The 12823-nt window shown below is 70.8% G+C and carries 13 protein-coding genes; 9 read left to right on the forward strand and 4 right to left on the reverse strand.

Annotation, left to right across the window (positions count from 1 at the left end; all coding sequences use genetic code 11):
* Positions 1-51: 51 nt before the first annotated feature.
* Positions 52-354: a DUF4193 domain-containing protein gene (locus AC5L35_RS31100; protein ID WP_169396904.1), complete on the reverse strand. Its 303-nt coding sequence runs from the start codon at positions 352-354 to the stop codon at positions 52-54.
* Positions 355-589: 235 nt separating this feature from the next.
* Here AC5L35_RS31100 and AC5L35_RS31105 point away from each other — a divergent pair, with 235 nt between their 5' ends.
* On the forward strand, positions 590-1708 hold the full coding sequence (locus tag AC5L35_RS31105; RefSeq protein ID WP_495063295.1) for a phosphotransferase family protein: 1119 nt from the start codon (positions 590-592) through the stop codon (positions 1706-1708).
* The gene (cei, locus tag AC5L35_RS31110) at positions 1708-2388 is read left to right on the forward strand and encodes an envelope integrity protein Cei (RefSeq protein WP_495063296.1); all 681 of its coding nucleotides are present in this window, start codon (positions 1708-1710) and stop codon (positions 2386-2388) included. The genes AC5L35_RS31105 and cei overlap by 1 nt, the downstream gene beginning before the upstream one ends.
* Positions 2389-2410: 22 nt before the next feature.
* On the opposite strand, the gene AC5L35_RS31115 is transcribed toward cei, so the two are convergent.
* Entirely contained in the window at positions 2411-3304 is an 894-nt protein-coding gene (locus tag AC5L35_RS31115; protein ID WP_495063297.1) for an inositol monophosphatase family protein, read from the reverse strand.
* A gap of 251 nt (positions 3305-3555) precedes the next feature.
* On the opposite strand from AC5L35_RS31115, the gene AC5L35_RS31120 reads away from it, so the two are divergent.
* The 3 genes from AC5L35_RS31120 (at position 3556) to AC5L35_RS31130 (ending at position 7273) form a co-directional block, all read left to right on the forward strand.
* Positions 3556-4968 (forward strand): RNA polymerase sigma factor, encoded by a 1413-nt coding sequence (locus AC5L35_RS31120; RefSeq protein WP_495063298.1) that lies wholly within the window; start codon positions 3556-3558, stop codon positions 4966-4968.
* A 216-nt stretch (positions 4969-5184) separates the two neighbouring features.
* The gene (locus AC5L35_RS31125; protein ID WP_495063299.1) at positions 5185-5913 is read left to right on the forward strand and encodes a class I SAM-dependent methyltransferase; all 729 of its coding nucleotides are present in this window, start codon (positions 5185-5187) and stop codon (positions 5911-5913) included.
* 103 nt (positions 5914-6016) lie between these two features.
* The gene (locus AC5L35_RS31130; protein ID WP_495063300.1) at positions 6017-7273 is read left to right on the forward strand and encodes a YibE/F family protein; all 1257 of its coding nucleotides are present in this window, start codon (positions 6017-6019) and stop codon (positions 7271-7273) included.
* A gap of 10 nt (positions 7274-7283) precedes the next feature.
* Here the strand turns inward: AC5L35_RS31130 and AC5L35_RS31135 are convergent, their stop codons facing one another.
* Positions 7284-8234: a metal ABC transporter solute-binding protein, Zn/Mn family gene (locus AC5L35_RS31135; RefSeq protein WP_495063301.1), complete on the reverse strand. Its 951-nt coding sequence runs from the start codon at positions 8232-8234 to the stop codon at positions 7284-7286.
* 344 nt (positions 8235-8578) lie between these two features.
* On the reverse strand, positions 8579-8953 hold the full coding sequence (locus AC5L35_RS31140) for a VOC family protein (RefSeq protein WP_495063302.1): 375 nt from the start codon (positions 8951-8953) through the stop codon (positions 8579-8581).
* 259 nt (positions 8954-9212) lie between these two features.
* Between AC5L35_RS31140 and AC5L35_RS31145 the strand changes: the two genes are divergently transcribed.
* Genes AC5L35_RS31145 through AC5L35_RS31160 form a run of 4 tightly spaced genes read left to right on the forward strand, consistent with a single transcriptional unit; the run spans position 9213 to position 12818 of the window.
* A complete protein-coding gene (locus AC5L35_RS31145) occupies positions 9213-10160 on the forward strand; it encodes a metal ABC transporter solute-binding protein, Zn/Mn family (RefSeq protein WP_495063303.1) in 948 nt (315 codons plus the stop codon).
* Positions 10157-11032: a metal ABC transporter ATP-binding protein gene (locus AC5L35_RS31150; protein ID WP_495063304.1), complete on the forward strand. Its 876-nt coding sequence runs from the start codon at positions 10157-10159 to the stop codon at positions 11030-11032. The genes AC5L35_RS31145 and AC5L35_RS31150 overlap by 4 nt, the downstream gene beginning before the upstream one ends.
* Positions 11029-11937: a metal ABC transporter permease gene (locus AC5L35_RS31155; RefSeq protein ID WP_495063305.1), complete on the forward strand. Its 909-nt coding sequence runs from the start codon at positions 11029-11031 to the stop codon at positions 11935-11937. Before AC5L35_RS31150 ends, AC5L35_RS31155 begins: the two co-directional genes overlap by 4 nt.
* Before the next feature lie 5 nt (positions 11938-11942).
* Entirely contained in the window at positions 11943-12818 is an 876-nt protein-coding gene (locus AC5L35_RS31160; RefSeq protein WP_495063306.1) for a metal ABC transporter permease, read from the forward strand.
* Positions 12819-12823: the final 5 nt, after the last annotated feature.

The following is a 12823-nucleotide window of genomic DNA, read 5'->3' on the forward strand; positions in this document are numbered from 1 at the left end:
CTCGCAGGTCAGGCGGCTGTCACCGCGCCGCCCGACAGCAGTGCACGTGCGTCAGGCGGCGCAGTCACGGCAGATGTACTGCGAGCCGTTGCTCTCGGCCAGCCGGCTCCGGTGGTGAACCAGGAAGCAGCTGGCACAGGTGAACTCGTCGGCCTGCTTCGGCAGCACCTTGACCGTCAGTTCCTCGCCGGACAGGTCGGCACCGGGCAGCTCGAAGCTCTCCGCGGTGTCCGACTCGTCCACATCGACGACGGACGACTGTGCCTCGTTCCGCCGGGCCTTCAGCTCGTCGAGCGAGTCCTCAGCCAGGTCGTCTGTCTCGTTGCGCCGCGGCGCGTCATAGTCGGTCGCCATCGTTCCCACCCTCTTAACACACCTGTCGTCATCGTGCGGCTGGTCAACGCGGCAGCGCAGGGCTTTGTGCCCCGCATTGGTGTGACGCGCGTCTCAGCTCAACCCGGGCCGCGACTGGATCGGATATAACGCCGTCAAGTGCTCGGACTGCCCCCGGGGCGCAGAGGGTAGCTCAGGGCCTCGACACGCGCCCGGTGCCCCGCCGTGCTCTGGTGCGGCCGTTAGGGTGCCCGTCGTGGCACTCTCCTCCAACCGCGACGTCACCGACGATTCGCGAGCCGTCCCCGGTACCCATCCCGGGGCGGATGCGACTGTTGTCGGCGCCTGGTTGGCCGAGCGCCTCGATGACCCCGCGTGGCACCACAGCACGCTCCGCCCGATCGGGGGTGGCCGGTCGAATCTGACCTATCGGGTGGACAGCCCGGCCGGGGCCGTCGTCCTGCGCCGCCCGCCGGTCGGCGAGGTCGCGGCCACCGCCCACGACATGGGACGGGAGCAGCGGGTGATCTCCGCGCTGGCGGGCACCCCCGTTCCCGTCCCCCGCGTGCTGGCGTCGTCGGCGGGCGGGCCCCCGGTGGACGCACCCTGCTACGTGATGGAACTCGTGGACGGTGTCGTCCCCCTCGGCGAGCTGCCACCGGGCTGGGCCACCACCGAGGACGAGCGCAGGCGGGCGAGCCAGGCACTGGTCGACGTGCTGGTCGCGCTGCACGCGATCGACCCCGCAGCGGTGGGGCTCGGCGACTTCGGGAGGCCGGAGGGGTTCCTGGCGCGTCAGGTGCGGCGCTGGGTCACCCAGTGGGAGAAGGCCCGCGACGGCGGGATCCCGGTGCAGGAGAAGACGGTCACCGAACTGACCCGGCTCGCCGAGGCACTGGCCGGGGCGCTGCCCACCACGCAGCGCCACACGATCGTGCACGGCGACTACCGCATCGACAACTGCCTGTTCGACGCCGGCGACCCGGGGCGCATCCGGGCCGTCCTCGACTGGGAGCTGTCGACGCTCGGCGACCCGCTCGCCGACCTCGGGCTGCTCCTCGTCTACTGGCGCGAGGCCGACGACCATCCGGCCTGGCGTGCGGCGCAGCACATTCCGAGCCCCACGCAGCTTCCCGGGTTCCTCGGGCGTCCCGAGATCGCGCGGGCCTACGCCGCGGGCACGGGCCTCGATCTGTCCCCCCTGCCGTGGTACGTGGCGTTCGGGGCGTTCAAGCTGGCGGTGGTGCTCGCCGGCATCCTGGCGCGGGTCCGCGCGGGGATGGTGCCGGCGTCGATGGCAGAAGGGCTGGAGGGCAGCGTGGACCCGTTGGTGGCGCTGGGACATCACGTACTCGCCGAGGGACTGGCGGCGTGATGGCGAACGGAACGATGCGACGTCCCCGGCCCTACCAGCGCCGCAGGCGCACCCCGGTGCTGATCCTGGTGACGGTGCTGGCGGTGGCCGCGGTGGCGACGTGGGCGACGGTGCTGGTGAACGCCTCCGGACCGGCGGGCACCGCACAGTGCCCGCCGCCGGTCGCGGGGCCGCCCCCCGGCCAGCCGGTGCCGGCCGACGTCATCAACGCGGTGCCGCCGGTCGCGCCGTCGTCGGTCCAGGTGCGGGTGCTGAACGCGGGCGGGCAACGCGGGCAGGCCAACCTGGTGGCCGCGCAGCTGGGTGACCTCGGCTTCGGCGAGGCGGCGCCCCCGGACAACGACCCCTTCTACCCGGACGAGAACCTGGAGTGCATCGGCCAGGTCCGCTTCGGCCCGGCCGGGGAGGCCGCGGCGAGCACGGTGGCGCTGGTGATCCCCTGCGCCGAACTGGTGCGTGACGCGCGTACCGAGAACACGGTGGACGTGGCGGTGGGCACCGCGTTCGGCGACCTCAACCCCCAGCGGGCGGCCCAGGACGTGCTCGACCAGCTGTCGAAGGGCCCGAGCGGGGGCACGGACGGCTCCGCCAACGCCGACCCGAACGCGGCCGATGCGGCCCCCGCCCCGCCGACGGTGGATCCGTCGCTGCTGGAGGAGGCCCGCTCCGCGAGCTGCTAGGAGGTGGCCCGCTCCGCCGGGGTCACACCGAGGCGGCCCCGTGCTCCCGCGCCAGCGCGGCGAGCTCGTGGGCGATGCCGGGAGTGGCGGCGAACAGAGCGTCGGCACCGAGACCGTCGTCGGGCGGGGTGCTGCCGGTGGGGCCGGGGGTGCGCACCACGGCACCCGCCTCGGTGGCGATGAGCGCACCCGCGGCCCAGTCCCACCAGCTGCACCCGTGCTCCAGGTAGGCGTCCGCCCAGCCCGCCGCCACCGCGCAGAGGTCCAGCGCCGCAGAGCCGGTGCGCCGGACGTCGCGCACGAGGGGCAGCAGACCGCTGACCATCGCCACCTGCCGCACCCTGCGCTCCGCGCGGTACGAGAAGCCCGTGGCGAGCAACGACAGCGACACGTCGGACTCCGCCGAGACCCGCAGGGGCCTGCCGTCGCAGGTGGCTCCGCCACCGGCTGACGCGCTCCACAGCCGCCCCGACGCCGGCTCGATCACGGCGCCCGCCACGGACACCCCGTCGCGCACGGCCGCCACCGACACCGCGTACCAGGGCAGTCCGTAGAGGAAGTTGACGGTGCCGTCGATCGGGTCGACGACCCACAGCGTGCGCGAGCCCTCGGCGGTGCCCCCGTACTCCTCCCCCACGACGGCGTCGCCGGGCCTCAGCTGCGCGAGCCGCTCCCTGATCAGGTTCTCCAGCGCCTGGTCGGACGCGGTGACCACATCGGTGGGTGTGCTCTTCGTGGAGACGCTCTCGGGCGACCCGCCTGCGGCGTCGTCGTCCCACGGACGGGGGAGCCCCCGAAGGTGCTCGGCCGCCTCCGTGACGAGGCGCTCCGCGATGCGCCGCAACCCTTCCGGGTCGTCGGCGGATGCTGTGCCGGTATCGGTCGGTACGGTCGAACGGGCCTCGTCCACGGACATCATCCGACCATATGACCCCCACAGAGTGACGTCCGTGTACCCGGCTGAACACAGATCGTCCACGCTTCCCGTGGCGAGGCGCGGACGTCTGGAGCACACGCAGTTACAATGACGCGGTACCCCGATGCGGGATGGCCTCCAGAGAGCACCAGGACGGCGATCCGGCGCGGTATCCGACAACATCTCGACCTGCAGCCGGATCTCATACGCGTCCCGGCGCACCGCAGAGCGCACCGTAGCGAGAGGGCCTAGTGGCAGCCGCAGACTCCGCAACCCGCATCGACTCGACCGTCGAAACGACGACGAGTCCCGCACCCGCACGTGCCCGTTCACGGACGGGCGCGTCCGCCAAGACCGCGACGAAGTCGCCGCGGTCGCGCACGGGTGCGCCGGCGAAGAAGAGCGGGGGTTCCACCCGTAAAGGGGGCACCCCTGCGGGCGATGGTGAGCCCACCGATCTCGACGGCGCAGACGTCGAGCTCGATGGCGAGCCCACGGATCTCGAGGAGGTGGACGTCGAGCTCGACGCCGATCTCGTCACCGACGCGCCCGAGGGCACGGAGGTCGCCGTCGACGAGGACGACGAGGAGGAGGACGACGACGAGGTAGCCAACACCGGTGCCAACCGTCGTAGCCCGGCCCAGCGGGAGCGCTCCTCCACACCTCAGAAGTCCGGCGACTTCGTGTGGGACGAGGAGGAGTCGGAGGCACTGCGGCAGGCCCGCAAGGACGCCGAGCTCACCGCCTCGGCCGACTCGGTCCGCGCCTACCTGAAGCAGATCGGCAAGGTCGCGCTGCTCAACGCGGAGGAGGAGGTCGAGCTCGCCAAGCGCATCGAGGCCGGCCTCTACGCCGCCGAGCGGATGCGCCGGTCGATCGACGCCGGCGAGAAGGTCTCCCCCCAGCTCCGCCGTGATCTACGCTGGATCGTCCGTGATGGCGAACGTGCCAAGAACCACCTGCTGGAGGCCAACCTCCGTCTCGTGGTGTCCCTGGCAAAGCGCTACACCGGCCGCGGCATGGCATTCCTGGACCTCATCCAGGAAGGCAACCTCGGCCTGATCCGCGCGGTCGAGAAGTTCGACTACACCAAGGGCTACAAGTTCTCCACCTATGCCACGTGGTGGATCCGCCAGGCCATCACCAGGGCCATGGCCGACCAGGCCCGCACCATTCGTATCCCGGTGCACATGGTCGAGGTCATCAACAAGCTGGGTCGCATCCAGCGCGAGCTGCTCCAGGACCTGGGCCGTGAGCCCACCCCGGAGGAGCTGGCGAAGGAAATGGACATCACCCCGGAGAAGGTGCTGGAGATCCAGCAGTACGCCCGGGAGCCCATCTCGCTCGACCAGACCATCGGCGACGAGGGCGACAGCCAGCTCGGCGACTTCATCGAGGACTCCGAGGCGGTCGTCGCGGTCGACGCGGTGAGTTTCACGCTCCTGCAGGACCAGCTCCAGTCCGTGCTCGCCACGCTCTCCGAGCGCGAGGCGGGTGTCGTGCGGCTGCGCTTCGGCCTCACCGACGGCCAGCCCCGCACGCTCGACGAGATCGGGCAGGTCTACGGGGTCACGCGCGAGCGGATCCGGCAGATCGAGTCGAAGACGATGTCGAAGCTGCGTCACCCGTCGCGGTCGCAGGTGCTGCGCGACTACCTGGACTGACAATGATCAAGGAATAGGCCCTCTGAGCTGCTAGACCGGCTCGGAGGGCCTTTCCTTGTGTCGCACAGCGCGCTCTCGGTCACGATGACGGTTTGCTTGTACCGGACCTCGCCTCCCGACTCTGGTCGCGGCCGGTCTGAATCACATTCCGTATCCGCATCCGGAGCCGACCACGACCGCTAATCGACAATGAATATCAAGTGCAATAATGTGACCATGACTACCCGGTACGAGTACGACGCGGCTGCGGAGTACCTGCACCTCCTCAGCGAACCGACGTGGACCGGGCTACGCACCCGCCTCGCCGACGTGCTCGCCCGCACCGATCCCGACGCCGGAACCGTGCTGGAACTGGGTGCGGGCACCGGCCTGGGCACCGACGTCATCCTGGACACGATCCCGCGGGCCCCGGTTCTCCTCGCCGAACCGTCGCCACAGCTGCGAGCGGCACTACTCGCGCGCCTCGCCGACAGGAACGACCGCGACCGGGTCACCGTGTATCCGGGCGGGGCATCCGAGGTGCCCCTGCCCGACCGGATCGCCGCGGTCTCCGGCATGCACATGATCGGACACGTGAGCCCCGCCGAGCGGTCCGCACTGTTCCGGGCGTTGGCCGCGCGACTCGCACCCGGGGCGCCGGTCGCGTTCACCGTCCAGCCGCCCGACACCGCCGTCGAGGTCCCGCAGTTCCCACCGTTCTCCGTCGAGATCGGGACGCTTCGCTACGAGGGAACCGGGCGAGCGGTCCCCACGGGACCGCAGCAGATCCGATGGACCATGACCTACCGCACCCTCGACGGCGACACCCCGCTCAACGAGGCCACCGCCGAGTACGACTGGTGGATCGTGCCGGCGTCCATCCTTGTTGCCGAGCTGAGCGCCGCCGGGATGATCATCGCCGGAACTGACGACGGCCTCGTCGTCGCCACCGGGGCAGAACGGTGAGCAGCGGACGTTTGGGGACGTCGGTTCCGCTGCCGTAGCCACTTTCGGGAGCAGTCGACCTCGGATGGTCGTCGGCTGCGCTCCGGCACGGGAGGATCGGCCGGTGCATCTAGAGGATCCGTCCCCGCAGTATGTAGGCGCCCGGCACCGGCGCCGGCCCGCCGGGACCGAGATGGAGCACGGGCACGGGCACGGGCACGGGCCTGCCGCACCCGCGGGCCGACGCGTCCGGATCGCGATCACAGCGTTGCTGGTGCCGGCCCTCCTCGCCACTCTGGTCGGTCTGATCGTGCTCTACCCCTTCGAGGGCCGCCAGCACTCGGCGAACGATCAGTCCACACGGCTGTCCGCGCACGTCACCGCCGCGGCCGAGGTGGACTGTGCCGACGGGAGACCGGGCGGCCGGGGCTGCCTCGCGCTCACCACCGAGATGTTCGACGGGCCACGGCCCGGTCAGAGCATCGTCACCCTGGTGTCGATCGTGCGGGGCGAGGCCGCGTTCGGCGTCGGCGACGACGTGATCATGCTGTGGTCCGGCGAGAACCCCGCCGACCCCGAGTCGTTCCAGATCGTCGACTTCCAACGCGACCAGCCACTGCTGGTTCTCGCACTCGTCTTCGCCGCAGCAGTGCTGGCGCTCGGACGCTGGCGCGGCCTCGCGGCGCTCGTCGGCCTGGGGCTGACCGGCGTGGTGCTGCTCGCGTTCATGCTTCCCGCGATCCTCGCCGGCCGCGATCCACTCGCCGTCGCCGTTGTCGGATGCTGCGCCATCATGTTCGGCGTCCTGTACCTCGCCCACGGGTTCTCCGCGCGCACGTCGACCGCCGCGCTCGGGACGCTGCTCAGTCTCCTGCTCATCGGCCTGCTCGGAGCGGCGTTCGCCGCCGCGACGTCACTGACCGGCGCAGACGAGGACACCGCCAATCTCGCGAACGCCCTCGGTAGCGACCTCGACGGACGCGGTCTCGTACTCGCCGGCCTCATGATCGGCGCCCTCGGCGCGCTGGACGACGTCACCGTCACCCAGACCAGCGCCGTCTGGGAACTACGCCGCGCCGACCCACACCTACGCCCGATCGCACTCTTCGGCGCTGCCATGCGCATCGGTCGTGACCACGTCGCATCCGCGGTGAACACCCTCGTACTCGCCTACGCCGGGGCCGCGCTCCCCCTCCTGCTGCTGTTCAGCGTCGCTGAACGTGGACTCACCGACACGCTGACGACCCAGGTGATCGCCACGGAGGTGGTCCGCACCCTGGTGGGCAGCATCGGGCTCGTCGCGTCGGTTCCCCTCACCACCGCGCTCGCCGTCGCCGTCGTCACCCGCAGTCGCGAGGGCGACGCAGCCACGACCCGGTGACAGCCTGGTCTCAGGCGCCGCCCAGGTCCTTGGCGAGCCCATCGATCTGTTGCGACTGCCAGGCCACGTAGTCGTCGACACCCACCGGCAGCGTCTCGGTGACCCCCTCGACCGGAATCCCCGCCGTGGTGGCAGCCTGCTCGACCTGCTGCGTGGCCGGGCTCTCGGTCTGCGAATTGGCCAGCAGCACCTTCACGGTCTTACCGGTGAACAGCCCGAGCGTCTCGTTCAGCACGGCGGCAGACGGGTCGGTGCCCTCCTCGATGGCCTCGGAGAAGTCTTCCGGGGTGGCGTTCAGCAGGCCGGCAGCCTCGGTCATGTACAGCGGCACCGGCTCGGTGATGGCAACCTTCGTCCCCGCGTGCTGAGCCTTGACCGCATCCAGCTTCGCGATCAGCTCATCGATCTTGGCACTGAACGCCGCAGCGTTCGCCGTGAAGGTCGGCGCGTCGGTCGAGTCGACCGCCGCAAGGTTCGTCGCCAGTTGGTCGGCCACCTTCTTGATCGTCGGAAGGTGGTACCAGACGTGCTCGTTGAACTCCTCGCCAGCAGGCACCTGAGCCTGGAGCCCCGACACGTCGACTGCATTGATCACAGCCGGCTTGGCGCCCGATGCGTCGACAAGCCTCGACGCGAAGTCGTCGTAGCCGCCGCCGTTCATGATCACGACCTTGGCCTGGCCGACCTTGACCGCATCAGCAGGTGTGGTCTCGTACTCGTGCGGGTCCGAGTCCGGACTGTCGATGATGGATGTGACGTCGACCCTGTCGCCGCCGACGGCCCGGGCAACACTGCCGTAGACGTTCGTCGAGGCGACCACCGGAATCGCGGTGGCCGCTGTGTCGCCACCTGGCGTCGCCGGTGGCGACGCGTCGGTGGCGGATCCGCAACCAGCCACGGCAACAGCGATGGCGGCGGCGCCGGCGAACGCGGCACCGCGTCTCAGCCCGAGCAACGGCATGGCTTCCGCTCCTTCTCATCATCAAGCGCGCATATCTGCATTGACAATCATTGTCGGTTAACCGTAGACGCCGCCCGTGGAGCAGAGCCGCGGCACCCCTGGGTCCCCTCCCGACCTCGGCGCTCCGCTGCGGACGACCGCCGAAACGGGGTTCGTGACGGCAGGAGACCTGAGGCCCCAGCGGGGCGATGCGCGTAGATAATGAGAACCGTTGTCGTTGGAATTCGGTCGTCCCGATCGTGAACGGGTCAGGTGGATGTGCCGCTCGAGGTGCCCGGTTCGGGGCAGCGGCGGGGGTCGAGTGTGCTGCACTGCCCGCGAGTGCCGCGCACTCCCCGTTGTCGTCAGGCCTTGACCAGGCAGAACGGATGACCGACCGGGTCCAGGAACACGCGGAACGAGTCCCGCTTCGGCTGCCCGTCGTGCTTGCGGGCGCCGATCTCCAGCACGGCGCGCTCCCCGGCGTCGAGGTCGGGGACGTCGAAGTCGAAATGGGCGCGCTGCGGGTGATCCTGGCCGGGCCACTCCGGCGGGCGGTACCCGCCCTCCGCGATCCTCTGGAACGCGAGCGTGGCGCCCGCGCCTCCCGCGTCCAGCTGGGCCCAGTCGGCGTACTTCTGCGGTGCGATCGGCCAACCGGTGATCCGGCTGTAGAACCCGGCGAGCGCGAGTGGGTCCGGGCAGTCGAGCGCGGTGAGGCTGTACGTGGCGATCGGCATGACCCGACGGTAACGCCGGTCGCGCGAGGAGGGGATGTTCTCCTCCATCCAAGACCGCCGACGCCGCTCAGCCCGTTCGCGAGCGCGGACACGCCCGGGATACGCCCGCGTCCGGAACCTCACGATCTCTCGCGCTGCGCGAGAAATGTCGCCACTGTTGCAATTGACAACCGTTTTCATCTCCCGTTGGGTGGCCGATGTCGCCCGGCCCACTGGGGAGCCAGGCCGTCAATCCGAGTCCCGATCGGCTGGAGCCTGCATGTCGTCTCGTTGTTCCCTGGTCGTCCCCCTCACCGCAGTGGCGCTCGCAGTGGGCCTCGCGGGGTGCGCCTCTCCTCCCACGGCATCCACGTCGGCAGCGGCGACGCCGTCCGCGGCCGGCAGCGGCGAGGTGATCCCGGTGGCCTCGAGCATCAACGCGTGGGGCTCGATCCTGGAGCAGCTCGGCGGCACCCACGTGAAGGAAACGTCGCTGATCAGCAACCCGAACACCGATCCGCACGACTACGAGCCGACGCCGGCCGACAGTCGGGTCATCGCCGGCTCGAAGCTGTTCGTGGAGAACGGCATCGGTTACGACTCGTGGGCGCAGCAGTCCGTGGCGGCGAACCCGGACCCCGGCCGCGTCGTCCTCGACGTCGGGCAGGTCGTCGGGATCCCCGATGGCGGCAACCCGCACCGCTGGTACTCCCCTCCCGACGTGGAGAAGGTCGCCGACGCCATCACCGCGGACCTGAAGGAGCTCGACCCCGCCGACAGCGCCTACTACGACACGCAGCGGCAGACGTTCGAGAACACCGGCCTGGCGACGTACCACCAGCTGATCAACGACATCAGGGCGACGTACCCCGGCGCCCCGGTCGGCGCCAGCGAGAGCATCTTCGCCCCACTCGCGCAGGGTCTGGGCCTCGACCTGATCACTCCCCCGGCGTTCCTCAACGACATCAACGACGGCACCGACCCGTCAGCCGCCGACAAGTCGACCATCGACGCGCAGATCGCCGGCAAGAAGATCAAGGTGTACGTCTACAACACGCAGAACTCCACGCCGGACGTCACCGCGCAGGTCGACGAGGCCAAGAAGGCCGGCATCCCGGTCGTCCAGGTGACCGAGACCCTCTCGCCTGCGAACGCGACCTTCGAGGACTGGCAGACGGCGCAGCTCCAGTCCCTCCAGACCGCGCTCGCACAGAGCGCCGGCACATGATCCGCCCGTCGAGCCAGGTCGGCCCGGCCCCGGTTCTGAGCGCGGTCGCTGCCGCGCCGGCCGTGGTGTCGCTGCGGCGGGCGGGTTGCTCCGTGGGTGGGCGCACCCTCTGGTCGGGGGTGACCCTGCAGGTACGAGCAGGTGAGTTCGTTGCGATGCTCGGACCGAACGGAGCGGGTAAGTCCACGCTGGTCAAGGCCCTGCTCGGGCTGGTTCCGGTCAGCTCGGGAGAGATGACCGTGCTGGGCTCCCGGCCCGGACGCCGCAACGCCGCGATCGGCTACCTGCCCCAGCGGCGGGCGTTCGACGCCGGCGTGCGGATCCGGGGCGCCGACATCGTCCGGCTGGGCTGGGACGGCGACCGCTGGGGAATCCCGCTGCCCCGGGTGCTGTCGGGACGGCGCGCCCGCGCGACGCGGCAGCGCGTGGCCGAGGTGATCGACCTCGTCGGCGCCGGTGCCTACGCCGAGCGCCCGATCGGGCAGTGCTCGGGCGGCGAGCAGCAACGGCTCCTCATCGCCCAGGCCCTCGTCCGCCGGCCCGAGCTACTGCTGCTCGACGAGCCGCTCGGCTCCCTCGACGTCACGACCCAGGCGTCGGTCAGCGCACTGATCCAGTCGGTCTGCCGCAGCCAGGGCGTGGCGGTGCTCATGGTCGCCCACGACGTCAACCCGATCCTGCGCTACCTCGACCACGTCATCTACCTCGCACACAGCGGCGCGGTGATGGGGCCGCCCGAGCAGGTCATCACGGCCGACACCCTGTCGATGCTCTACGGCACCCCCATCGACGTGCTGCGGGACCGCGAGGGCCGGCTGGTGGTGGTCGGCCGCCCCGACCACCCGTCCGAGCCCGGCAGGTCCGTGCCATGACCTGGAATCTGGTGGCCGACGTCCAGCAGATGCTCAGCTACCACTTCATGCTCAACGCCCTGCGCGCCGGCACGATCGTCGCCGTCGTCGCCGGTGCGGTCGGCTACGTCATGGTGCTGCGCGGGCAGAGCTTCGCCGGGCACACGCTGGCCACGATCGGGTTCCCGGGTGCAGCGGGTGCCACGTGGCTGGGAATCGACGTCGCCGCCGGCTACTTCGGGTTCTGCATCGCCGGAGCGCTGGTCATCGCCCTGCTCCCGGGGGCCCGCCGGCCGGGCTCCGGCCCGGGCGGCCACGGCGAGGAGTCGGCCGGTATCGGCACCGTGCAGGCCCTGGCGCTGGCGTCCGGGTTCATGTTCGTCAGCCTCTACAAGGGCTTCCTGTCCGGACTGAACAACCTGCTGTTCGGCACCATCACCGGTGTCTCCGACGCGCAGGTACTCATCCTGCTCGTCGCGGGCGTCGGGTGCCTGGTCGTGCTCGTCGCGCTCGGCCGCCCCCTGCTGTTCGCCACCATCGACCCCGACGTGGCGCGCGCCCGCGGGATCCCCGTGCGCCTGCTGGACGTCGCGTTCCTGGTGCTGCTCGGCATCGTCACGGCAGGCTGCAGCCAGGTCACGGGCAGCCTGCTCGTCTTCGCACTCCTGGTGGCGCCGGCTGCGGCGGCCACCCGTCTGTCCGCCAGGCCGGCTGCCGCGGTCGTCCTGTCGGTCGGGCTCGCCCTCCTGGTGACCTGGGCCGGGGAGACGATCGCGTTCTTCTCGCCGTACCCGATCGGTTTCTGGGTGACCACCCTGGCGTTCGCGGTGTACCTGCTGGCCATCGCCTACCGTGCCCGGCTCGAGCGCCCGGGCCGGCAGGGGATGCCGGAACCGCGACCCGTACCCGCCGGACGCACATCGTGATCGCCATGCTCTCGCATCCGTTCATCCAGACGGCCCTGATCGCCGGCACCTCCATCGCTCTTCTCTCCGGGCTCGCCGGCTACTTCGTCGTCCTGCGGGGTCAGGTGTTCGCCGGTGACGCGCTCTCACACGTCGCCTACACGGGCGCGCTCGCGGCGCTGGCCGCCGGCCTCGACCTGCGCTTCGGTCTGTTCGTGGCCGCGGTCGGGCTCGGGATCGTCCTCGGGCTGCTGGGGGGCCGGGTGAACGCCGACGACGTGATCATCGGGACGACCTTGGCATGGGTCCTCGGCGTCGGGGCGTTCTTCCTCGCCCTGTTCACCACGCATGCGGCCAACAACAACAGCAACGCCAACGTCACCGTCCTGTTCGGATCGATCTTTGGGATCAGCTTCGGCGCGGCGGCCACGGCGGCGGCCATCGCCGCCGGACTGATCGTCGTGCTGCTCGTGATCGCCCGCCCGCTGCTGTTCGCCAGCGTCGACTCCGCCGTTGCTGCCGCGACCGGGGTGCCCGTGCGCCTGATCGGGCCGCTCTTCCTGGCCGTCGTCGGCGCTGCCGCGGCAGAGACGAGCCAGATCGTGGGCGCGCTCCTCGTGTTCGGGTTGCTCGCCGCGCCTGCGGCCGCCGCGGGGCGGCTCACCGACCGGCCGTGGCACGGCCTCGCGCTCTCGGCCGCGCTGGCCCTCGTCGCCACGTGGGCCGGGATCGTGCTGGCCTACGCCGTGCCGACCCTTCCGCCCAGCTTCACGATCATGGCGGCCGCCGCCGCCGAGTACGTCCTCGCCGTGGTGATCACCCAGCGGCGGGCCGCCCGACGCGCACGCCCCGGCGCCGTCCCCCGCCGTACGAGCGGCCCGGTGCCGGCGCCCCCGCGATGAACGAC

It is taken from the genome of Pseudonocardia sp. OZ21, assembly GCF_059359135.1.

Coding starts and splice junctions, on each gene's coding strand:
- AC5L35_RS31100 (WP_169396904.1), bottom strand. CDS start 354: ATGGCGACCGACTATGACGCGCCGCGGCGCAACGAGACAGACGACCTG.
- cei (WP_495063296.1), top strand. CDS start 1,708: ATGGCGAACGGAACGATGCGACGTCCCCGGCCCTACCAGCGCCGCAGG.
- AC5L35_RS31115 (WP_495063297.1), bottom strand. CDS start 3,304: ATGTCCGTGGACGAGGCCCGTTCGACCGTACCGACCGATACCGGCACA.
- AC5L35_RS31125 (WP_495063299.1), top strand. CDS start 5,185: ATGACTACCCGGTACGAGTACGACGCGGCTGCGGAGTACCTGCACCTC.
- AC5L35_RS31135 (WP_495063301.1), bottom strand. CDS start 8,234: ATGCCGTTGCTCGGGCTGAGACGCGGTGCCGCGTTCGCCGGCGCCGCC.
- AC5L35_RS31140 (WP_495063302.1), bottom strand. CDS start 8,953: ATGCCGATCGCCACGTACAGCCTCACCGCGCTCGACTGCCCGGACCCA.
- AC5L35_RS31145 (WP_495063303.1), top strand. CDS start 9,213: ATGTCGTCTCGTTGTTCCCTGGTCGTCCCCCTCACCGCAGTGGCGCTC.
- AC5L35_RS31150 (WP_495063304.1), top strand. CDS start 10,157: ATGATCCGCCCGTCGAGCCAGGTCGGCCCGGCCCCGGTTCTGAGCGCG.
- AC5L35_RS31155 (WP_495063305.1), top strand. CDS start 11,029: ATGACCTGGAATCTGGTGGCCGACGTCCAGCAGATGCTCAGCTACCAC.
- AC5L35_RS31160 (WP_495063306.1), top strand. CDS start 11,943: ATGCTCTCGCATCCGTTCATCCAGACGGCCCTGATCGCCGGCACCTCC.